Here is a 22,280-nt window from a genome sequence, read left to right as displayed (position 1 = left end):
TTTAGACTAGAGAAGAATATAGGAATTGCTTTATTTTTTATCTCCAAAGTGAGAGTTTCGAACACGCTTGATTCATTTGCTGCATTTCTGTATTCAGAAATTTTTCTATTACTCTTTCCTGAAATTCCATTCCTATCAAAATAAGCATACCACTTATATTTCGCTCTTTAAATCGAACAATAGCACCTACTTTTTTTTGTTTTTCATTATAAACATCAGCTACTACTACCTCTGCATTCGAATTTGATAAGTTGATAACTCTAAAAGCTGAAAGAATAAGTCCTTCTGAAAGGTAAGTTTTACTAGCTTCTCCATAGGCTTCATACGTAAAATTTGCTGCTTGTGCAGATGATTCTACCCATAAGAGTTCGTGTAACCATAAATCAGAATCTTCAAATTCGTATGTATAAAGGAGTGAACCATCCCCATAATCTTCCTTTTCTATTTCTTCTCCTGCACTTGCATTTTCATATACAATTCCTAAAGGTTCAAGATTTTCTATGGTTGTAAATAATTTTCTTTCTTCATCAGAAATAATAACTTGAGCAAATAATGAATTTAAAAATCCACTTATTAGGAAGAAGAAAGTAAATAATAGAAAATAATTTATTTTATTGCGAGCTAACATATAAGATTATTTTTTGTAGGAGATAGAAAATTATTTTTAGCAAAGAAAGCAAATACTATTCTATTTATATAGATTTTGATAAAAAAACCGTATTCAAACACAATTCGTTTTTCTAGGTTAATCTATTAAGATAATTTTCTATGTATATTTACAAAAAAAACACTTAACATTGAAGCAGTACAAAGTATTTTGCCTATTTTCTAACTATTTATATATGAAATTTTTATTCTTCTTTCTCACAGCATTTTTAATATTTATCAGTATTCCTTCTTTTTCACAAAGTAATGCTGATGATTTTGATTATGAAACTCAGTTTGTTTATGGTATTAATTTGAATACACAATCTGGTCTGATTGGTGGTTTTTCTTTTCGTTATTCAAAGGCAATAAATGAAACTATGTTTCATAGCTTTTCATTAGAGCTTGTTGATGTAAGACACCCCAAAGAACAACGAAGAGCAAGTCGCTTGTCAGGTGAATTTTTTACCCCTGGTAAACGTAATTTTTTGTATGTTTTGCGTCCTCAATATGGTAGAGAATGGGTTTTGTTTAGAAAGGCAGAAGAACGTGGTATTCAAGTAAATGCTATTGGCGCAGTAGGTCCAACTATTGGCATTGTAGCACCTTATATTATTGATTATCAATTTACTAATGAAATAATTCGAACTGAACAGTATGACCCAAATGTCCATACTTCTTTTGAAGCTGTAATAGGCACAGGTTCATTTGGAAAGCGTATAACAGATGCCAAAATTCAGTTAGGAGCTAGTCTAAAAACATCTCTCGCTTTAGAGTTTAGTGCTTTCAAAGGCTCTCAAGTAGGTTTTGAAGCTGGAATGATGATTGATGCCTACTCAAAAAAAATAGAGATTATGGGATTAGCAGAAAACAAGCAAATTTTTCCCTCTGCATTTTTTACCCTTTTCTATGGAATAAGTAAATAACTCCTATAATTTTAACGAAATTTACATTTCATTGGATTAATTCTTGTAAAATCGATATTTATCTTATTAATTAATTCCAAAAAAAGCAGAAAACCTATTATTTCTCTACAAAAACCTATTTTTACATAATTATTTTTTGTTACCTATTTTTCAAAATGTATTTGTTGGATAAGTAGTAATTTTATTTAATCCTTAATTTTATTTTATCCAAACTCATTCTTAAATTTATACTTTCATGATATATTCATCATCTCCTTCTCATTCAATGAGAACTTTTCAAAACTCCCTTTCTAAGATTTGTTTTGTATTATTACTATTGTTTTCTTCCTCATTGTTTTACTCTACCGTCTACGCTCAAAAAAATTCAAAAATAAGTGAAGAAGAAAAACAAAAAGCTAGAGACAAAGCTGCTGAGGTAATTATTAAGAAAAACTTGATGGAATTTGCAGATGCTTATTCAAAATTAGGTGATACTAAAGACGTAAAATCAGTGATGCAACACATGGCAAAAGACGTTACATCTACATTAGTTACTTTCAACATTTCAGATAGAGGTTCTGTTTTGAATAGTGATTATGAAGGTTTTTTGAGTTATTTGACCAAAATAACACGTACAGAAGGCTTAAAGATAAGTTATTCTATAAAAGAAGTTTTGAAAAATGAGGTAAAAGGAGCAATCGGTGTTATTGTTTATGTCGTAGAATATACAATTACAAAAGATAAAGAAATTTGGTCTAAGGGAACTGAAACGGTTTCGATGGTTTTCAGAAATGAAAAGCAAACTAGTGATTGGAAAATTGCTCATTATTCAGTTATCGGAACAGAAGATGAGCGCATCAAAGGAATTTGTTCATGTGAACTCTATAAGTCTAGCACAGGCGTAAACTCTGGAAATTATTTGGTAAAGACCATTGTTCCTAGTGGAAAAAATTACTCTACTATGGTAAGTAACTTTGAATTTTTGTACGAAAATCAGGGTGGACAGAGTGGCGAACGCACTGTAAGAGTAGGTGATAATGTTTATAAATGGACACAAACAGGTGATATCTTCAAACAAAATGCAGATGGAACTCAAGGAGATTTAATAGCAAAATCTCATCCTAATGACGAAGTATTAGCTATTATGTCTATACTCAAATATGATGTATATTCCGAAAACTGTACAAATATCAATTTGAAAAGATAAATATCTTTTTCATTAAACCTCAAAAAAGCACTTTCTAAAAAATAGAAAGTGCTTTTTTATTGATTTTATTTTTATAATTTCCCTGTTAAGTCATACACTACATAGCCTATCATTTCGTGAATAATCTTTCCCCATTTTGCCATTGCATCTTCTGTCGGAATCAAACTCAAAATAGTAAACATATTTTTTCGTTCATTGGCTATAAAATCTGTAGAAAAACCATCAACTTGTAATTCTGCTTGCTCAAAACAGCCTAAAGAGCGTCTCAAATGGAAAGCTGAAGTGATAACTAAAATTTGACTCTGATGGATTGAATCAGAGTTAAATCTTAAATTTAATTTGTCTTTATTTTTTTGTAAAAATTGTGCTGCAAGCTGTGCATTTTCGTAGGTGTTTTTTGATTTGGGTTCTATCAAAATATCTTCTTCTTTTATACACATAGATTTTAACATGTCCTTGTATTTATAGGTTCGCTTCGGTAGCTTTTCTTTACCACTTATCCAGTCTATTTCTTCTGACATTCCAACAATCATTATTTTTTTAATCTTGCCTTCTTTATATAGACGAACAGCTTGCAAGAGCCTATCAATACCTGAACCTGCATAAATCCTGTCTTTTGGTTCTTTTCCTGCATTACTCATTCCTGTCAAAACTATTCCTACTTCATAATTTCTGACCTCTTTTATTGGTGTTGGTGGAACTTCCCACAGTAAATACATTTCATTTGCCAAAAAAGGATTTGTAAACAACAAAAACAAAACGACACCTATTCTCAGTGATTTTATGCGCCATTTTTTGATAAAAACAGCTATCAATAAAAAAAATGTAACCCAAGTAATGGGCATCAAAAAATAAAATAACGTTTTTGATAAAAAGAAAAACATAGTATTTTGATTACGAATTAAAAATTACAATTAGACAAAATATTCCTTTACCTCTTTCAAATTTATTTTACTGACTCATGACTAAGAAAAGGCTCATACATTAAAAGTGCATGATTTTGTGCAATAATTTCTCTCATTATTTCTTGATTTGTTTCTTTATCTGTCAGAATTCTTTCCAATTCATTATGACGAGAATAGCCTCCCCAGTCTTCTTGACGAAAAAAATGTTTGTTTTCTTTTATTTGATAGTTTTCTTTCAAATCTATAGTCGTCAATAACTCTCCTTTTAGATGGGTTTCGTTTATCTCAAAATTTAATTGAAAGTCTTGTAAAGTAGTATTTTTAAACTGCAAATCTATATAATTATAAGCTACTGTTGCACCACTTCCAAAAGGCACTTTTCGCTGAGCATCAGGAAAAACATCATAACTGTGTCGCCAACGTTCAGTTATTTCTAAAGGTGAATGTAATAAAATCCAATGTAGAAGATTAGCAAGCTGACACAATCCTCCTCCAATTCCAACAGTCGTTTTTCCTTTTTCTAAAACTAAACCTTCTAAAAAGCCTCTTTTTTTGGTTGGTTTTCCTACCAAAAACCAAAAAGAAAAAGTTTGATTTGGTTTTATAATAAGTCCATTTATTCTATCAGTAGCAAGTTTCAAATTTGTAATTTTTTGTTCTTGAAGTTTCATATCTACCCCCATAAGTGGACGCAGAAGCATAGATTGATGATTTTTGACTAAAAAAGGAAGTTTTTTTTGAGTTTGTCTTTCTTTTGCAAAATTATTTGTATAAAAATACCAACGAAAATATCGCTTAATACGATAGTATTTTTTACCTAAAAAGATTCTTAATTTTGTTCTTGTAATAGGTTTGGGTAAATAGAGTTGCATAAGGTAAGGTTTTAATGACTATTTTTTGTAATTTCGATTTACAATCTAAAGTAAAACTCGGTTCATCAGTATTTTTATTTTACAGTTTTATATCATCTATAAATAATCTATTTTTAGATAAAATATTAAATGTGTTACTTTTTTGGATTCAGAGAAAATATATTCATTAAATAAAGATAATTGTATTCTAATTTTTCTTCATCAAGAAAATAATTTTTATGTCAAAAAATAATATACTACTATTTATATTCTTTCTCCTTTTTACTTTACAGCCTACTTTTGGCTTTGCACAAGAAAATGGAGCTGAAAGACAATTACAGAGAAACTTAGAAATCTGTGAACGCTATTTTGAAGATGGAGATTATAAAAAAGCTTTATCTGAAGCTGAAAAACTCTATAAAAAGACTCAAAGAAGAGGAAATATTGATTTATCTACAAAAATAGAAAAGTATTTAATTAAATATTACGAAGCAACAGGAGAAATTTCAAAGTTTCATGCCATAACACAAAAATTTATAGCTAATCGCAAAAAACAAGGTGAGAATAGTAAAGGATATGGATTAGCACTCTTACAGGCTGCAAAATATTATGCTGAATATTCATTTACACAGCAAGCAGAAAACTATTTGAACGACGCTAAAAAAATAGTAGGAGAAAAACCAACTGAAAATTATATTTTTTCAGATTTATATTATACACAAATACTGATTGATTTTCAAAGAGGGAATTTTTTAAATTTATTAGATTATCAAATTCAAGATTTATTGAGTGTACGCAAATCACTTATTGGAAAAGAAACTCAGTTTTTTAGTGATGTTAGCAAACAAACTGAAACTCGTAATCTGTCAGATAGAGAAGAAATACGAAAAAAAACAGATTATGCTCAAATACTATCTTTACAAGCAGACGCTGCCCGACTAGCAGGAAGATATAATGAAGCAAGTAAATATATAGAACAAGCAGATAACTTTATAAAAACAGAATTATCTACTCGTCAGCTTGCTTATGTGCGTAATCAATATGTCAGAATTCAACTCATGATTGATAATGGAGAGGAACGAGATGAAATACGTAAACTACTAGAAAAGACACTTTATCGGGCTGAAAGAACTGTCGGAACAGTACACAAAGATTATATCAAATTACATGCTTTATTAATTGATTATTATGTAAATAGTGGTTTTGTGGTGCAGCAAGACGAAGAAAGCAAAGGATTTTCTTTAAAGCCAAGATTTTTACAAAACATAAAGTATAGCACCCAAAATGTTCGTCAGCGTTGGGAGTTAGAACGCAATGCAGCAAAATATTATGGTACAGGACATTTGCAATATTCTACTGCACTTCAAGCAGATGCAATGTGGAACTATGAAAACCAACGCTATTCTCAATCACTGAAAATGCTGATAGATATGTATAAAAATACAGCATTAGTTCCTAAAGATCATCAAAGACGTTTGGCTATCATAGAAGATATTTATTATGTTCGTTTGGCTGCTGATGATTATAAAGAAGCTGGAAAATTAATGGAAGAGTGGGTAGATTCTCATGCACGTATTCATGGAAAAAATACGCTTGGTTATCATTTAGCAAATCTAAAACTTGCTAAATATTATTTTAATTATACTGAAAAATTTAAAGAAGCTGGTCAGCTTTATAACACTCACATGCAGTCATTGACAAAGTTTGTCGAACCTAAAAGTCTTATTTATATCAATTCATTAAATGATTGGATTGATTATTATATGGCAAATGACCAGTTTGAAGAAGCAAATAAAAAATCAAAAGAAGCATTAGATTTGATTCAACAAAGATATGGCGACAAACACCCACGCTATGCAGCTCAACTTGAAATTGCTGCACGTCTGAATATGCAACAAAGTAACTACAAAAAAGTAGATACACAAGTAAGCCAAATGCTACAAATCTATGAAAAACAATATAACCCTTCTTTAGCTTTCGAACATGCTCAAGCACTAGAAACAGCAGCTCATTATTATATGATAATGGGACTTTATGACCGTGCAGAAGATTTATTAAATCAAGCTAAAAGAAGATTTAATCGTTCTAGTCAGTCAATTGCAAACTCCAGTACAGCAGAAGAATTAGCTTTTTTATATATAGAAACGGCTGATTTTAGTGCAGCCGAACAGCTTTTAAAAGAAACAATTGCAGAAAAAGAAAAAAGATATGGAACAGATAGTCGTTTTCTAATCAATACATACAATCAGAGCGCACATTTAGAGTTTGCTAACGGAAAGTATATCGAAGCAGAGCAGTTTGCTAATAAAGCATTACTGATTGCTCAAAATATATTTGGTCAAAATTCTATTCGTACAGTGGAAAGTTTGAGTATTTTGGCTGATTACAATCTAGCTATTGGAGATTATGAAAAAGCACAAGAATTTGCTCAAAAAGCACTTAAAATAAAAACGGATATACTTGGCAATGAGCATTTGGATAGAGCAAGTACACTTATTCAACTTGCTAGAATTAATTTTTACTCTACAGCTGATTGGAAAAAGGTAACAAACGAGCTTGATGAAGCTGATAAAATGCTTATAGCCAATTTAGGAGAAAATACGCCTGTTTATGCAGGATTTTTGAAAACATCGGCAGAACTGTATGTTGCTCATAAAGACATAAAAAGTGCTTCTGATAAGCTAGGAAAGGCATTAAATATCCTAGAAAAACTACCTTCGGCATCACTTGTAAGTTTGGCAGAAATAAATGTTTTGCTAGGAGACTTACAGATTCAACAAGATAACCCTGACAAAGCAAAGGATTTTTATGAAGATGCTCGCAAGAAATACGCTAAGGTTTTTAGTGAAGTTCATCCAAAATACGTGCATGTATTGGCTCGTATTGCTCGTATGTATTATGTAAAAAATGATTACAAAAAAGCTGAAAAATACTTGAGCGAAGTTTTGGATAAACATAAAGAGTATATCAATACTACTTTTGCTGTACTTAGTGAACGAGAAAAAGCAAAAAACTGGGAACAGATTCGTCCAGACTTTGAGTTTTTCACACATTTAGTCATTCAATTACAACCCAAAAAGAAAAAATTGTTACGTGATTTGTATGATAATATTTTACTTACAAAAGGAATTTTGTTAGGGCAATCTCAAAAACTGCGTAATGAAATTTACAAAAGAAGTCCTGATGACACATTGCGTATTAATTTTGAAAAATGGCAATTAAAGAAGATTAGGCTCAATGCAGCTTTGGCGTTAAATCCAGAACAGTTAAAGCAAGAAAATATAGATGTTCGTAATTTGCAGAAAGAAATTGAGGATTTATCAAAAATACTTTCTCGTCAGTCTTCTGATTTTGCAGCAGCTACTGCTCAAAAACCAATTAGTTGGAAAGATATTCAGAAAAATTTAGAAAATAAAGAGTATGCTGTCGAAATTATTCGCTATCGTCAGTTTGATAAAGAATTTACAGATAGTATTAAATATATTGCTTTAGTGTTGCCTTCTTCTGGTAATATCAGGTTGGCTCAAATGCCAAATGGAAACAAAATGGAAGACGGCGATTTACAATATTACAGAAATACAGTAGAATTCTCTTTAGAAGATTATGATTCTTATAAAATTTATTGGAAACCTATCGGAGATAAAATAGATAAAAATGCAGGTAAAATTTATCTTGCTTGTGATGGAGTTTATAATCAGCTTAATGTGGAAACATTTAGAATGGCAGATAATGATTTTGTGATAGATAATTATTTTGTTGCACAGCTTACTAGCACTCGCCAAATTGTTGAAGAAGAAGTAAAAAATGTATTTCCTAATAATTTTGTTTTGTTTGGAAATCCTCTTTTTTATGTAGATTATAAAGGAGCACAAAGTTTCCCTACTCTTTTAGGAGCAGAACGTGAAGTAGAAATTATTTCTACTCAACTAGAAGGAGGAAATAAAAATGTAACTACCTACTTAAAAGAAAATGCAAAGGAAAAACAAATAAAAGAACTAAATAGTCAGAATAATACTGTTTATCATATTGCTACCCATGGTATCTTTAAAGAAGATATTTCAGAGCAAGAACGTGAACGTTCGGCTGTTTTGGGAACATATAATGATCCTTTAATGCGTTCTGGATTACTTTTTACAGGTGGAGGCGATATGGTTCAAAATAAAAGTGTACACGAATATAACAAAGCTGATGGTGTTCTAACAGCTTCTGAAGTAGCTACAATGAATATTAATTCTCCTCTTTTTATTCTTAGTGCTTGTGAAACAGGGCGTGGAGAAAGTAAAGTGGGAGAAGGTGTGTATGGTTTGCAAAGTGCATTTTTACTTGCTGGTGCAGATGCACTTCTAATGTCTTTATTTAAAGTAGATGACGATGCAACTCAAGAGCTAATGCGTATTTTCTATACAAGATGGAAAGAAACAGGTGACAAACGAGTAGCTATCAGAGAAGCAAAACGAGAGCTTCGTCAAAATCCAAAATATGTAGATCCTATTTATTGGGGTGCATTTGTAATGATAGGAAGATAAAAACAAGAGACAAAAATTTACATTTGTGAAAGAAGTTGATAAATTAAGGTAAAAAAGTTACCTTTGCACTCCCTTTTATCAAAACCAAGATGGGACATATCACACGAAATAAAATTAATTAGCACTATTTATTATAATACAAATAAAAAAATAATGGCAGATCAAAAAGATTTTACTTTTGACGTTATCGTTGAGATACCAAAAGGAAGCAGAAACAAATACGAATACGATGCTGAAAAACGCATGATTCGTTACGACCGTATGATTTTTTCTTCAATGCACTATCCAAGTGACTATGGATTTGTTCCTGAAACACTTGCTTTAGATGGAGATGCCTTGGATGTTTTGGTTTTAGTTTCTGAGCCTACTTTTCCTGGGTGTTTGATTGAAGTACGTGCTGTTGGTATTTTCAATATGACAGATGAAAAAGGTCCTGATGCAAAAGTGCTTTGTGTACCTGTTTCTGATCCTATTTGGAATAGCATCCATAAATTTGAAGATGTAAATCCTCACTTACTAAAAGAGATTGGACACTTCTTTGAAGTTTATAAAGACTTAGAAAAGAAAAAGGTTTCAGTAGAAGATTGGCAAGACGAAAAACATGCTGTTGAAATCGTTTTACAGTGTCAAGAGCGTTACAAAGAAAACAAAAAAGAAGTATTTTCTATCCGTCCAGGAATATAAAATATATCAAACTTATTCTTATAAAAAAGGCATAGATTATTGCAATCTATGCCTTTTTTGAAACTATATTTTTTTGAAAACAAAATACTTTACTTTGTATTTCAAAATTATTTCTAATTATTTACTTTAGTAATCTCCATACGTAGATTCATTTTGAGTTAAAGCAGTTTCTAATTGTTCATCATTTGGAGCTACACCATGCCATTTATGACTTCCCATCATATAATCTACCCCATGTCCCATTTCAGTTTTCATTAAGATAACTGTTGGTTTATGATTTCCTGTAAGGTCTTTTGCTTGTCGAATGATTGGGATTAAAGTATCAAAATCATTTCCATTCTGACATGTCAAAACGTTCCAACCAAAGGCTTTATATTTTTGTTCTAATCCTTTTAGGTCGCCTAAATCCATTACATCTTTTACATCTCCATCAATTTGTCTTCCATTGGCATCAATAATTGCAATTAGATTATCTACTTTTTGATGGGCTGCAAAAATAGCAGCTTCCCAAACTTGTCCTTCTTGCTGCTCACCATCTCCCATCAAAACAAAGACAGTTTTATTGTCATTGTTCATTTTTTTAGAAAGAGCTGCACCAATAGCTACTGAAAGTCCTTGACCCAATGAACCTGAAGCAATACGAATTCCCTCCAAACCTTCTTCTGTTGCTGGGTGTCCTTGCAAACGAGAATTTATTTTACGAAAAGTAGCCAAATCATTGATGCTAAAATAGCCACTACGAGCCAAAACACTATACCAAACAGGGGAAATATGCCCATTTGATAAGAAAAACAAATCCTCATTATTTCCGTCCATATCAAAAGAAGGATTATGTTCCATAATCTCAAAATAAAGTGCTACCAACAGTTCGGCACAACCCAAAGAACCTCCAGGGTGTCCAGAATTTACTTGATGAACCATTCTGACAATGTCTCTACGGACTTGTGAGACCATATTTTCTAAGAATTCCTTATCATTTTTTTTGTACGAAGCCATTTTGAAGTAGATTTGAAATGAGTTTTATAGTTGATTTTTTATAGTTACATCGTTGAAATGTGTCTATTTTACAAAAGTACGAAAGTGTAGCTATTCAAACTAGAATTAAGAATGCAAATTTTGGATAAATATGAATTTATGAAATAGCTTCTTGATTTTTCTTGTATGAAACAGCAGCACGCAATTTTACATAACTCATTTTTTCTTCTAAATATTCATAGACAAATTTCATTCGGAATGTTTCATCTTTTGGAATACGTTTTCTAACTGTCTTGATAGCTTTTTCAATAATTTCAATTTCTTCCAAACTTACAAACTCTAACCAATCAATTTCAAAACCATCTTGACTTGCTTTATATAAATGTCCTAAAGCAGTTCCTTCGGTAATATTTCGTTCTTTGGCTATTTGTGTTAGTGATTTATTTTCGTTGGCAAACATTTCATAAGTTACTTGGTGCGAACTGGTCAGTTTTGCTTGGTCTGCTACTTCTTGATTTTTGAGATAATTTACGACTGTATCTAAAAATATTTGTCCAAATTCTCTCAATTTGACATCTCCAACTCCAGAAACTTGTCGCATCTGAAACAAATGAGTAGGCGATTTATCAACCATATCTTTCAGTGTTGCATCTCCAAAGACCATATAAGGAGCAATTCCTTTTGAATCTGCAATTTGTTTTCTGAGCTGACGCAATTCTTCAAACAAACCGTCTTGAAGTTCTCGTTTTTTGCTTTTTGGTCTTTCAAATTCTTTTTCTCTTTCTTTCTTAGATTTAAACTCAAACTTAACCAAATCTACTTTCTTTTTTTGAAACAAAACAGCTTTAGCAGCGTCAGTAAGTTTCAACGCATTGTTTTGGTCATAAGCAATTTCTATAAGTCCCATATTGAGAAACTGTAACAAATGCTGTTGCCAAATGCCTGCTGAAATATCCGAACCTGCGCCATACGTTTTTATTTTATCATATCCTTTTTCCAAAACTTCCTGACGTTGCGAACCACGCAAAACATCTATAAGCATCGTAAAACCTACTTTTTCATCCATTCGCATCATAGCAGAAAATGCTTTTTGTGCGATAATTGTTCCATCAAAATGCTTGGGAGGATTTCTACACACATCACAATTCCCACAATTTTCACTTAGTGTTTCTCCAAAATAACTCAATAGAATTTTCCGTCTACAAATCTGCGCATCTGCATATTGTTGCATACGTTCTAGTTTTGCAAGTTGCAATTCTTTTTGACCACTTTCTTCTGCAAAACCCTTCAATACTTCCAAATCATTAAAGCTATAAAAAAGCATTGTATCGCCTTTCAATCCATCACGTCCTGCCCTTCCAATTTCTTGATAATAGCCTTCAATATTTTTGGGAATATTGTAGTGCATAACCCAACGAACATTTGGCTTGTCAATCCCCATTCCGAAGGCGACTGTTGCACAAACAATAGGAGTTCGGTCTGCAATAAAATCATCTTGAACTCGGTTTCGTTCGTGGGCATTTAGTCCTGCATGGTAAAAATCAGCTTTTACACCTGCTTTTTGAAGTCGTGCAGCTACATTTTCAGTATTTTTTCTACTCAAACAATATATAATTCCTGACTCATTTGGTCGTCTTAAAATATAACTCACAATGCTATCCATACGTTTGTAAGCTGGCAAAACATTGAGCGAAAGGTTAGGACGATTAAAAGAAGCTACAAATTCTGTCGGATTTTCAAGTCCCAATTGACTGACAATATCTCGTCTTGTTATTTTGTCTGCCGTTGCAGTAAGCGCAATCATTGGAACGAAAGGAAAACGGTCTTTTAAAGTCTTTAGCTGTGTATATTCAGGGCGAAAATCGTGTCCCCATTGCGAAATACAGTGAGCTTCATCTACTGCAAAAAGCGAAACATTTAAAGATTGCAAAAAATAGAGAAACGAATCTGTCAATAATTTTTCAGGCGAAACATACAGAAGTTTTATTATTCCTTGTTTTACTTCTGACTCAATTTCTCTTTGTTCTCCCATATCTTGAGAAGAATTGAGAAAAGCTGCCGAAATTCCATTTGTTTGAAGTGCATTTACTTGGTCTTTCATTAGGGCAATCAAAGGCGAAATAACGATACAAATTCCGTCTAAAGTAACAGCAGGAATTTGATAACAAATAGATTTTCCTCCACCTGTTGGCATCAAAACGAGCGTATCATTTTTTGCATATACAGAAGAAATAATATCTTCTTGCAAAGGACGAAAAGATGAATAACCAAAATATTGTTGAAGAGCGTGGCGAGCTTTATTGAGATTCATTTATTTTTTTTGAGTGGGCAATTAGTAAAACAATTCGATTTATTTTTACAGCTTTAAAGGTAAGTATTTTTTGCAAAAAACTATTTTCTTTAGCACAAAAAATACAGATTTATAAAAAACAAAATTAAAAGATGAATATACATAGTTTAGAAAAGGAAAAACACAAAGCTTTCTTAGCTCAAAATAGAATTGATCCAATTACAGGAGATGCACTACAAGCAAATGATAAAATTGTTATTTGTGCAAACTGTAAGTCTGCATTTTTGGCTGATTCATGGATATTTATGAGTAAAAAGCATTGTAATCAAAATAAAACATTAAAAAAAATTCCTAAAAACCTACCTATAACCATTAAGCCAAAGATAATACAAAACTTTTCTCTTATTATAGAAACATTATCTAATAAAAATGCAGCATACAGGGCTAGTTTGAGTCTAAGTATTCCTAGTTTTTTTTTTATTCTTGGTTTTTATCTCATAAATGATATTTTTTCTATCCCTCCTTTTAATTATTTTTTCTACATAATTAGTCTTGCTATTTTCTTTGTTCCTATCTTTTTGTTCCAAGTACTTAGTAACTATGAAGAATATCTAATTATTAATTTCAAATATATAGCTTTCAATAAAGATAGAAAAGAAAGAAGACTTATTCCAATAACGGCATTAAGGCATGTAAAATGCTATAAATCCAAACGATATTGGTTTTATAATTTACTTTATCATAATCCAAAACAGACTTACACATTAAAATTTATACTTTATGATGGTGTAAGCTACGATACCTTGATTAATGAGAAAACTGCAAAAAAAATTAAAGCTGAAACAAACCTTCTATAAAAAGCTAGTTTTTCAGGTAAAATTACTTTATTGAATAAAGAGAAATATTGTTAAATTTGTAAGACTTAAGTAGTAAGACATTATTAGCAAGTGATTTTTATGATTACTATGATAGTTACAGGATAATACAATAAAATTTAAATAAGTATTAAAAAGATTATTATTATTTAGCTTCACTAAATTTCATTTGTATTTATCTTGCATTTCATCTTAAAAATCATATAAATCACTCACTAGTTAGTTATATGTATTATTAATTTTGTAAGACTTATTTATATCTATCCTCCCAAACAAAAAAAATATTTATGATAAAAACTATTCTAGAAGCCGAATCAGGTTATCAATGGATAGACGTAATCAGTCCGAGTGATAAAGATTTAAGAGAACTTATTCGTCAATACAAAATGCCAGCTTCTGCTGTCAAAGATTGTATGGCTGCTTTTCATATGCCAAAAGTAGAACCAATAGGTGACTGGACTTATTTTATTGTAAGATATTACGACCTCTATTGTGAAGATGATGCAGATACAATTCAAGAAATTACAAATAAAGTAGCCATTTTTGTAAGCAAAGAATATATTCTTACTATTCACAGAACAGGTCAGCCTACACTTGCACAACTTGCCAACGAATGGCGCAATGGCTCACATACACGTTATGAAAATAGCGAACATTTTACATACAAACTTTTAGACATGCTCTTAAAAACGTATGAGTTAGGAATGAATCAGGCTAGTGAACGTTTGGATGCGTATGAAAAAGAGGTTTTCAGAGAAATGAAAGACGGCTCAATCTTCGAAAGATTGTATCAGTTAAAAAGACGAGGTTCTGTTTTTAAAAGAATGCTTTATCTTACTAAAGAACTCATTCAGAACTATATGAGATATGCTAAAGATTATCCGTTGGCACATCACAATATCGAATTTGCAGACTCTCTTTATTATAGAGTAGATGAATTACACGAAAATGCAAATAACCTAATTAATCTTCGTTTGTCTTTGGCTTCTCATAGAACTAACGAAATTATGGGAATTCTGACAATTTTCTCAGTTTTTTTTCTTCCTCTAACTTTTATTGTAGGAGTTTATGGAATGAATTTTAAAGATATTCCAGAGCTAGAAGTAGAAAACGGTTATGCTATTGTTTGGATGGTAATGATTTCGATGGTAGTAGGTATTTATTTTTGGTTTAAGAAAAAAGGCTGGATTTAAATTAAAATTTAGATTCTTTAAAGAAATTATGAAATTATCAAAAAATATAACTCAAAAACCTACAAATTTGCTTGTAGGTTTTTTTTATACTTTTCATTTAGCAAATCATTTTTTTATCTTTGGTACAGCTATTTATCTTAAATTCTGTTTTTTTATGAAAAAATAGCTAATTATTCTTTTCCCTTTCCCTTTCCCTTTTTAAGCTGAAATAAATTAAGTAAAGCAAAATTATGAAAATAAATATCCTAATCTATATCTCGTTTCTAAGTGTTTTTCTTTTTTGTTCTACTTTAATGGCTCAAACTAATGAAACAAGTGGAAATGAAGAGGATACAGAAGAAACAGAAAAACAACCTCCTTATGATAAAAAGTGGAATGTAGATATTACAGGAAAGTTTTTTAAAAATCAACGAACAGCACCACTTATAGTAATTGATTCGGTAGAGAATATATATTTAGCAGGAACTTTTTCAGATGAACTAAAAATTAATGAGCAAACAAGTCTGAACAGTAAAGGAGGAACAGATGCGTTTTTATTAAAATTTGATACAAATGGAAAACTTCTTTGGAAAAAACAAGCAGGAGGAATAGGAGATGATTATGTAGGTTCGATGCGAATTTCTCAAGAAGGAGGTGTAATTCTATCTGGGCATTTTGAAGATTCAACTTTTTTTGATAGAATAAAAGCTGATAAAAAAGAAGGTGGTTATGTTGCTAATTATGACAAAAGTGGAACAGTACTTTGGGTAAAAACAGAAAACAAAACAGCTTATTCTCTACCTCAAACTGACCGTCAGCTTAATCTTTATTTAGCAGAAGCCTATAAAGACAAAGTAAAAATAGACACCACCTTGATAAATAACCCTACTCGTTATTACAATAGTTATTTATCCAAATATGACAATAATGATAATTTAGAATGGTTTACTATTATTAATAAAATGAATAAAAATGGACGTGGAGAGGTCAAAACATCAGATATGGCAATTGATAGAGAGGGAAATATTTTTTTAGGAGGAACATTCAAATATGCTCCTGTTTTTGACAATATAGAAGTTCGTAGTGGTAAAGAAGACGATGTATTTTTAGCAAAGTACAATAATGAAGGTAAATTAGGTTGGGTTTTACAGCTTACCAACAGCGACGATGCCTATACAGTAGACCGAGTTTATATACACGATGGCAATATTTGCCTGCGTGCAACAGCCAAGGTCATAGAAAATGGAGATACAACCGAAACACATCATCAATTTGAGTATAATGAACATGCTACTTCAGTAGAATACCATTCCTTTTATGGTTGGGAGATAGGCGAAAATATTACAGGAGACTCACTCAATTATCAGTATAGCAATTTTACACAAAATACAGTCAAAAATACAGTCTATAAATTTGGAATAGTAGGCGAGAAATTAATGCTTATGAAGTTTCTTAGAAAACCTCTTACAAATGCTAGAAAAGAAGATGAATAGATTTAGATAAGATTTTAATAGAAGTTACACCATATATGAGATAATCCCTTAATATGAAACCGATTTTTATCTACTTTCCTTTTCCTCTTTTATTCCAAGAAAACAAATGCTCAATAGACAGAAAAAATATGAATTTCTGTTATACAAGTGAATGAAAGATGGTATTCTTCGGAAGAAAGATTTAATTAAAAATACAGCTAAGAGTATTATTTTGAAATTATTAGGGAAAAATTTGTAATTTTGATACATAACTCGTTCAAGCGTCGACGCTTAAACGAGTTGTGTGTAAAATTTTCCTAAGAATTTCCACGCAAATCAGTATTTGATTAAAATAGAATTGATTATAATATAATATTCCTAATAGATGATTTATATACATAATTGACTATGTTGTCTTTCAATTCGTAATTTTTAATTAGCTTCGCTGCTTTGGCAGGTCGTAATTATTTCTAATACTTTGCGTCAAAATATATATAAAAATGAGTTGTAATTCATGTGCAACTAATGCACAACAAACCAATACAGAATTAGATGAGCAAAACGAAAACAATCCAAATGAAGAACCAAAAGGCTGTAAAAGCAATGGAAATTGTGGAACTTCGGGCTGTAATCGTCTAAATTCGTTTGATTGGCTTTCTCAAATGGAACTCCCTGATACAAAACCATTTGAAATTGTAGAAGTAAAATTTAAAGGAGGCAGAAAAGCTTTTTGTAGAAACATAAATAACATCCATTTAATTACAGGCGATGCCGTAACATTGGAAGTAGAAAGAGGTTTTCATGTAGGTCATATATCTTTACAAGGAGAACTTGTGCGTCTTCAAATGCGAAAAAAACGCATCAAAATGGACGATGAGAGCATTTGTAATATTGAAAGAAAAGCTACCCAAGACGATTTAGACAAGCTCATTGAAGCTAGAAATAGAGAGCTTCCAACAATGTACCGAACACGAGAAATCATTAACCAAACTCATTTGGCAATGAAACTCTCTGATGTAGAATACCAAGCAGACTGTACAAAAGCAACTTTTTATTATTCGGCTGACTCAAGGGTAGATTTTCGTGAACTTATCCGAATGTTGGCAGGAGAATTCAGAATTCGTATCGAAATGCGACAAATTAGCCTCCGACAAGAAGCCAGCCGAGTAGGTGGAATTGGTGTTTGTGGGCGTGAACTTTGTTGTTCGACGTGGCTTTCAGATTTCAAACCTGTAAGCACAACAGCAGCACGTTATCAAAATCTTTCTTTGAACACATCCAAACTTTCAGGACAATGTGGAAAACTAAAATGCTGTCTAAATTATGAATTGGACACTTATTTAGATGCTCTTAAAGATATTCCAGAAGTAAAATATTTACGTACTCAAGAAGGTGAAGCACAGTTACAGAAAACAGATATTTTCAAAAAACTGATGTGGTTTAGCTATAATTCTGAAAATGTTTGGTATGCTTTAAATATCGAAGAAGTAAATTTAATTTTAAAACTCAATGAAAAAAACGAGTTTCCTCCATCTTTAAAACCATCTGAATGGCTTTTAGAAGGCGAAACATTAGATACAACACTTCAAGACAATCATATTATTGATGCTGAAGAATTTGAACGAAATGTAAGGCGAAAAGCTGAAAGTGGAAATTCTAATACAGAGAAGCCTCGTAAAAAAAGACCACGTACAAGAAAACCACGCAAAAATATCTCAAAGGCAGAAGAAGTAAACAAAACAACTGCTAGTTTAGAAAATGGTAAAGAAAATAATAAACAAAATCAGGCAAACAAACGCAAAAAAAGGAAGGGGAATCCTTTAAGACAAAAAAAAATACAAAATGGGGAATCAAAAAATAATCAAAATTAATTAATTTTCTAGTAATTACTATTAAACAACCACTATCAGAAAGATGAATCAAGTAGAAGAATTCAATGCCTATCGCAGCAAAATGAACGAAAAAATTATGGCTGCTGATAATAAAGTATTAAAGCGTATTTTCAATTTAGATACTAATGCGTATGCAGAGGGAACACTAGACATCAAAACAAAAGAACTTATTGGACTTACTTGTTCGATGGTCTTGCGTTGTGATGATTGCATCAAGTATCACTTAGGAAAAGCAAAAGAAGCAGGTATTTCAGACGAACAAATTGTTGAAGCGATGGCAATTGCGAATCTTGTAGGAGGAACAATCGTAATTCCACACCTTAGAAGAGCAATGGAATATTTGGAAGAGTTGAATAAATAATAAGTAAACTCTGTTTCAAGTTTTGATACTTGAAGCAGAGTTTTTTTAATAAAAAAGAACGACACAAACCATGAAAAAACTAAACAATTATATAGGAGGAGATTTTATCAATCCTTTTTCAGATAAATATATTGAAAATGTCAATCCATCAACAGGAAAAATTTTCTCATTGATTGCTGATTCTGATGAAAATGATGTAAACTTAGCTGTCGAAGCTGCAAAGGCTGCTTTTCCAGAATGGTCGTGTAAAGGTGTTGAATTTCGCTCAAAATGGCTTTTAAAATTAGCCAATTACATAGAGGAAAATATAGAAAAATTTGCACAAGCAGAAACTCAAGACAACGGAAAACCAATTTCACTTTCTCGTTCGATGGACATTCCTCGTGCTGTTCAGAATTTATCATTTTTTGCAACGGCTATTTTACACGATAAAGATGAAGCCTATCATACTTCTACACATGTTTTGAATTACACACTGCGCCAACCTTTGGGAGTTGTGGGTTGTATTTCGCCTTGGAATTTGCCTTTATATTTATTTACTTGGAAAATTGCGCCTGCGCTTGCTAGTGGTAATTGTGTCGTTGCTAAACCTTCTGAACTCACGCCTTACACTGCTTATTTACTCTCCGAAGCCTGCCAAGCAATAGATTTTCCTGCTGGTGTTTTGAATATTGTACACGGTTACGGACAAAAAACAGGTGCTGCCATTGTTGCACATAATGATACAAAAGCAATTTCTTTCACAGGAGGAACACAGACAGGAAAAACAATTGCCTCAGTAGCTGCTCCCATGTTTAAAAAACTTTCTTTAGAATTAGGAGGAAAAAATGCAACAGTTATTTTTGCAGATGCTGATTTAGAAGAAGCTACACAAACAGCTGTAAAAGCTGCTTTTACCAATCAAGGACAAATTTGTTTGTGTGGCTCTAGAATTTTGGTAGAAAATAAAATCTATGAGAAATTCAAAACAAAGTTTGTAGAAAAAGTAAAGCAATTACAATTAGGTGACCCTTTGGACGAAACGACACAACAAGGTGCGACAGTTTCACAAGCACACCAAGAGAAGGTTTTATCTTATATAGAACTTGCCAAACATGAAGGAGGAATTATTTTGACAGGAGGCAATAAAGTAACTTCTGAAAACCTTCCAGAAAGATGTAAAGATGGATTTTTTATAGAACCTACAGTAATTGAAGGACTTTCTGCTTTTTGTAGAACTAATCAAGAAGAAATTTTTGGTGCAGTAACTACACTCATTCCTTTCGAAAATGAAAACGAAGCCATAGAATTTGCCAATTGCACTCCTTATGGACTTTCAGCTTCAGTTTGGACACAAAACTTACCAAAAGCCCACCGAGTAGCAAGTCAGCTAGAAACAGGTATTGTTTGGATAAATACGTGGTTATTGCGTGATTTGAGAACACCTTTTGGTGGTGCAAAACAATCAGGTGTAGGACGAGAAGGTGGCTATGAAGCTCTTCGTTTCTTTACAGAGGAAAAAAATGTTTGTCTGAAATTTTAACACAACTATTAAAGGTTATCACGGTTATTTTTGTATAACAGTCTTCCAGACTGTTGAATTTGATAAAATACTGTCTTTGATGTTCAAACTGGAAGTCTGAACTACCTTAATACAAACCTTGATAAAGTTTATTTTTGTATTTTCTATTCTATTCGAATAGTTGCAATTCTAAAACTTTCCTACTAACTTTCTATTCTAATCAATAGTAATCTAACCTATCTTTTTGTGATTTTTTTGAACTCTTAAAAGCAATATATTCCATTTCAATGAAAAAGCCTATCATTTTTTCCATAGACGACGACCCACAAGTAGCAAGAGCAATTGAGAGAGATTTGCGTAGTGAGTTTCGTAAAGAATACAAAATCATTAGCACCAATTCGGCAAATGAAGCATTAGAAAGTCTAGAAGAATTCAAAAAACAGAATGAAGAAATTGCGCTTTTTTTGGTTGACCAAAGAATGCCTGATATGCTTGGAGTAGAGTTTTTAGAGAAAGCAAAACCATTTTATCCGAGTGCAAAACGTGTGTTGCTAACAGCTTATTCAGATATTGATGCAGCCATAAAAGCAATTAATGATGTTCAGTTAGACTATTATTTGCACAAACCTTGGAATCCTCCACAAGATAAATTATATCCAGTTTTATATGATTTATTAGAAAGTTGGAAAACTTCTTATCAGCCAGATTTTGATGGACTTAGAGTAATTGGTTATCAATTTTCACCACAATCTCATGAACTGAAAGACTTTTTGGCAAGTAATCTTTTTCCCTATCAATGGCTAGATTTTCAACAAGACCAAAAAGCAAAACAGCTTTCAGAACTTCATAAATTTAATGAAAATGATTTGCCTGTCGTAGTTTTTGAAGAAGGAGAAATCTTAAAAAAACCATCAAAAACAGAGTTAGCTGAAAAGCTAGGACTTTCCACAACGGCTTCACAAGATATTTATGATGTAGTAATTATTGGAGGAGGACCTGCTGGACTTGCAGCAGCCGTTTATGGTGGTTCGGAAGGATTAAGAACCCTTTTAATAGAAAAACATGCCCCTGGTGGACAGGCAGGAACAAGTTCAAGAATAGAAAATTATTTAGGTTTTCCTACTGGATTGAGTGGTTCAGAACTTGCCAAACGAGCAACTACCCAAGCACAACGTTTTGGAGTAGAGTTTTTAGTTCCACAAGAAGTAACAGGAATTTCTTTAAAAGACAAGTATAAAATTTTGAAATTAGCTGATGATAAAGAAATTATTGCTAAAAGTGTAGTGATTACTTCTGGTGTTTCGTATCGAAAATTAGAAGCAAAAGGAATGGATGATTTTACAGGTGCAGGAATTTATTATGGCGCAGCTACAACAGAAGCACTTTCTTGTTCAGAAAAGAGTGTTTATATAGTTGGTGGTGGAAATTCGGCAGGGCAGGGTGCTATGTATCTTTCTCGTTATGCAAAAAAAGTAAATATTGTAGTTAGAAGAGAAGATTTATCTTCCTCAATGTCGCAGTATTTGATTGACCAAATTGATGGAACAGAAAACATAGAAGTTTTGCCATTTACTGAAATCATAGAAGCAAAAGGCGATGGACATTTACAAAGTATAACTCTACAAGACACAAAAGATAATTCTACAAGAGAAGCAGAAGCTGATGCTATGTTTATTTTTATTGGAACAAAACCTCATACTGAATGGATTGATTTGGAAATAATTAAAGATGAAAAAGGTTTTGTAGAAACTGGCAGAAATCTCTTAGGTTATGACCAAATAAAGAAAATTTGGAAACACAAAAGAGAACCATTTACATTAGAAACCTCTATAAAAGGAATTTTTGCAGCAGGTGATGTACGTGCAACAGCCATGAATCGTGTTGCTTCAGCAGTTGGAGAAGGTGCAATGGCAATTAGCTTTGTGCATAAATATTTGGCTGAGAACTAAATGTAAAACCCTGTTCAATTTATAATTCTGCCATTGTCGGTGTCCCCACTGACGAGAACAAAAAAAAACC

16 protein-coding genes are annotated in these 22,280 nt (G+C 31.9%); 11 read left to right on the top strand and 5 right to left on the bottom strand.

Features of this window, described 5'->3' with window-relative positions:
• Positions 1-37: 37 nt before the first annotated feature.
• Complete coding sequence (locus tag V9L04_RS17380) at positions 38-628, bottom strand: hypothetical protein (RefSeq protein WP_338791191.1); 591 nt, start codon at positions 626-628, stop codon at positions 38-40.
• 214 nt (positions 629-842) lie between these two features.
• Between V9L04_RS17380 and V9L04_RS17375 the strand changes: the two genes are divergently transcribed.
• Both V9L04_RS17375 and V9L04_RS17370 read left to right on the top strand, forming a co-directional pair.
• On the top strand, positions 843-1,571 hold the full coding sequence (locus tag V9L04_RS17375) for a hypothetical protein (RefSeq protein ID WP_338791190.1): 729 nt from the start codon (positions 843-845) through the stop codon (positions 1,569-1,571).
• Between the two features lie 235 nt (positions 1,572-1,806).
• Positions 1,807-2,757 (top strand): nuclear transport factor 2 family protein, encoded by a 951-nt coding sequence (locus tag V9L04_RS17370; protein ID WP_338791189.1) that lies wholly within the window; start codon positions 1,807-1,809, stop codon positions 2,755-2,757.
• 71 nt (positions 2,758-2,828) lie between these two features.
• Here V9L04_RS17370 and V9L04_RS17365 read toward each other — a convergent pair whose 3' ends face one another.
• A complete protein-coding gene (locus V9L04_RS17365; protein ID WP_338791187.1) occupies positions 2,829-3,641 on the bottom strand; it encodes a YdcF family protein in 813 nt (270 codons plus the stop codon).
• Positions 3,642-3,703: 62 nt separating this feature from the next.
• On the bottom strand, positions 3,704-4,534 hold the full coding sequence (locus V9L04_RS17360) for a VanW family protein (protein ID WP_338791186.1): 831 nt from the start codon (positions 4,532-4,534) through the stop codon (positions 3,704-3,706).
• A 218-nt stretch (positions 4,535-4,752) separates the two neighbouring features.
• Here V9L04_RS17360 and V9L04_RS17355 point away from each other — a divergent pair, with 218 nt between their 5' ends.
• Positions 4,753-9,039 (top strand): CHAT domain-containing protein, encoded by a 4,287-nt coding sequence (locus V9L04_RS17355; protein WP_338791185.1) that lies wholly within the window; start codon positions 4,753-4,755, stop codon positions 9,037-9,039.
• A 153-nt stretch (positions 9,040-9,192) separates the two neighbouring features.
• Complete coding sequence (locus V9L04_RS17350; protein WP_338791183.1) at positions 9,193-9,723, top strand: inorganic diphosphatase; 531 nt, start codon at positions 9,193-9,195, stop codon at positions 9,721-9,723.
• 126 nt (positions 9,724-9,849) lie between these two features.
• On the opposite strand, the gene V9L04_RS17345 is transcribed toward V9L04_RS17350, so the two are convergent.
• Together V9L04_RS17345 and recQ are read right to left on the bottom strand one after the other, a co-directional pair.
• On the bottom strand, positions 9,850-10,719 hold the full coding sequence (locus tag V9L04_RS17345; protein WP_338791181.1) for a transketolase: 870 nt from the start codon (positions 10,717-10,719) through the stop codon (positions 9,850-9,852).
• Between the two features lie 136 nt (positions 10,720-10,855).
• Complete coding sequence (gene recQ / locus V9L04_RS17340; protein ID WP_338791179.1) at positions 10,856-13,009, bottom strand: DNA helicase RecQ; 2,154 nt, start codon at positions 13,007-13,009, stop codon at positions 10,856-10,858.
• 131 nt (positions 13,010-13,140) lie between these two features.
• Here recQ and V9L04_RS17335 point away from each other — a divergent pair, with 131 nt between their 5' ends.
• The 7 genes from V9L04_RS17335 to V9L04_RS17305 all read left to right on the top strand — a co-directional run bounded on the left by V9L04_RS17335 (position 13,141) and on the right by V9L04_RS17305 (position 22,210).
• Positions 13,141-13,845 (top strand): hypothetical protein, encoded by a 705-nt coding sequence (locus tag V9L04_RS17335; protein WP_338791177.1) that lies wholly within the window; start codon positions 13,141-13,143, stop codon positions 13,843-13,845.
• Positions 13,846-14,150: 305 nt separating this feature from the next.
• Positions 14,151-15,056 carry a CorA family divalent cation transporter gene (locus V9L04_RS17330; protein WP_338791175.1) on the top strand — a complete coding sequence of 302 codons (906 nt, stop codon included), beginning with the start codon at positions 14,151-14,153 and terminating at the stop codon, positions 15,054-15,056.
• Between the two features lie 230 nt (positions 15,057-15,286).
• Positions 15,287-16,528 (top strand): hypothetical protein, encoded by a 1,242-nt coding sequence (locus V9L04_RS17325; protein ID WP_338791173.1) that lies wholly within the window; start codon positions 15,287-15,289, stop codon positions 16,526-16,528.
• A gap of 479 nt (positions 16,529-17,007) precedes the next feature.
• On the top strand, positions 17,008-18,378 hold the full coding sequence (gene ricT, locus V9L04_RS17320; RefSeq protein ID WP_338791171.1) for a regulatory iron-sulfur-containing complex subunit RicT: 1,371 nt from the start codon (positions 17,008-17,010) through the stop codon (positions 18,376-18,378).
• Positions 18,379-18,421: 43 nt separating this feature from the next.
• Positions 18,422-18,760, top strand: coding sequence for a carboxymuconolactone decarboxylase family protein (locus V9L04_RS17315; protein ID WP_338791169.1), 339 nt, complete (start codon positions 18,422-18,424; stop codon positions 18,758-18,760).
• 70 nt (positions 18,761-18,830) lie between these two features.
• A complete protein-coding gene (locus V9L04_RS17310) occupies positions 18,831-20,282 on the top strand; it encodes an aldehyde dehydrogenase (RefSeq protein ID WP_338791167.1) in 1,452 nt (483 codons plus the stop codon).
• 266 nt (positions 20,283-20,548) lie between these two features.
• A complete protein-coding gene (locus tag V9L04_RS17305) occupies positions 20,549-22,210 on the top strand; it encodes an FAD-dependent oxidoreductase (RefSeq protein ID WP_338791165.1) in 1,662 nt (553 codons plus the stop codon).
• Positions 22,211-22,280 lie beyond the last annotated feature (70 nt).

The organism is Bernardetia sp. MNP-M8 (assembly GCF_037126285.1).
Lineage (GTDB): Bacteria > Bacteroidota > Bacteroidia > Cytophagales > Bernardetiaceae > Bernardetia.
The sequence above is the reverse complement of the archived record's forward strand: the minus strand, read 5'-3'. Positions and strand labels throughout refer to the sequence as shown.

Excerpts from the sequence above, each read along its gene's own strand:
- V9L04_RS17355 (WP_338791185.1), top strand. The coding sequence starts at position 4,753 with ATGTCAAAAAATAATATACTACTATTTATATTCTTTCTCCTTTTTACT.
- V9L04_RS17350 (WP_338791183.1), top strand. The coding sequence starts at position 9,193 with ATGGCAGATCAAAAAGATTTTACTTTTGACGTTATCGTTGAGATACCA.
- V9L04_RS17315 (WP_338791169.1), top strand. The coding sequence starts at position 18,422 with ATGAATCAAGTAGAAGAATTCAATGCCTATCGCAGCAAAATGAACGAA.
- V9L04_RS17360 (WP_338791186.1), bottom strand. The coding sequence starts at position 4,534 with ATGCAACTCTATTTACCCAAACCTATTACAAGAACAAAATTAAGAATC.
- V9L04_RS17380 (WP_338791191.1), bottom strand. The coding sequence starts at position 628 with ATGTTAGCTCGCAATAAAATAAATTATTTTCTATTATTTACTTTCTTC.
- V9L04_RS17335 (WP_338791177.1), top strand. The coding sequence starts at position 13,141 with ATGAATATACATAGTTTAGAAAAGGAAAAACACAAAGCTTTCTTAGCT.
- V9L04_RS17310 (WP_338791167.1), top strand. The coding sequence starts at position 18,831 with ATGAAAAAACTAAACAATTATATAGGAGGAGATTTTATCAATCCTTTT.
- V9L04_RS17305 (WP_338791165.1), top strand. The coding sequence starts at position 20,549 with ATGAAAAAGCCTATCATTTTTTCCATAGACGACGACCCACAAGTAGCA.
- V9L04_RS17330 (WP_338791175.1), top strand. The coding sequence starts at position 14,151 with ATGATAAAAACTATTCTAGAAGCCGAATCAGGTTATCAATGGATAGAC.
- V9L04_RS17375 (WP_338791190.1), top strand. The coding sequence starts at position 843 with ATGAAATTTTTATTCTTCTTTCTCACAGCATTTTTAATATTTATCAGT.
- recQ (WP_338791179.1), bottom strand. The coding sequence starts at position 13,009 with ATGAATCTCAATAAAGCTCGCCACGCTCTTCAACAATATTTTGGTTAT.
- V9L04_RS17345 (WP_338791181.1), bottom strand. The coding sequence starts at position 10,719 with ATGGCTTCGTACAAAAAAAATGATAAGGAATTCTTAGAAAATATGGTC.
- V9L04_RS17365 (WP_338791187.1), bottom strand. The coding sequence starts at position 3,641 with ATGTTTTTCTTTTTATCAAAAACGTTATTTTATTTTTTGATGCCCATT.
- ricT (WP_338791171.1), top strand. The coding sequence starts at position 17,008 with ATGAGTTGTAATTCATGTGCAACTAATGCACAACAAACCAATACAGAA.
- V9L04_RS17370 (WP_338791189.1), top strand. The coding sequence starts at position 1,807 with ATGATATATTCATCATCTCCTTCTCATTCAATGAGAACTTTTCAAAAC.
- V9L04_RS17325 (WP_338791173.1), top strand. The coding sequence starts at position 15,287 with ATGAAAATAAATATCCTAATCTATATCTCGTTTCTAAGTGTTTTTCTT.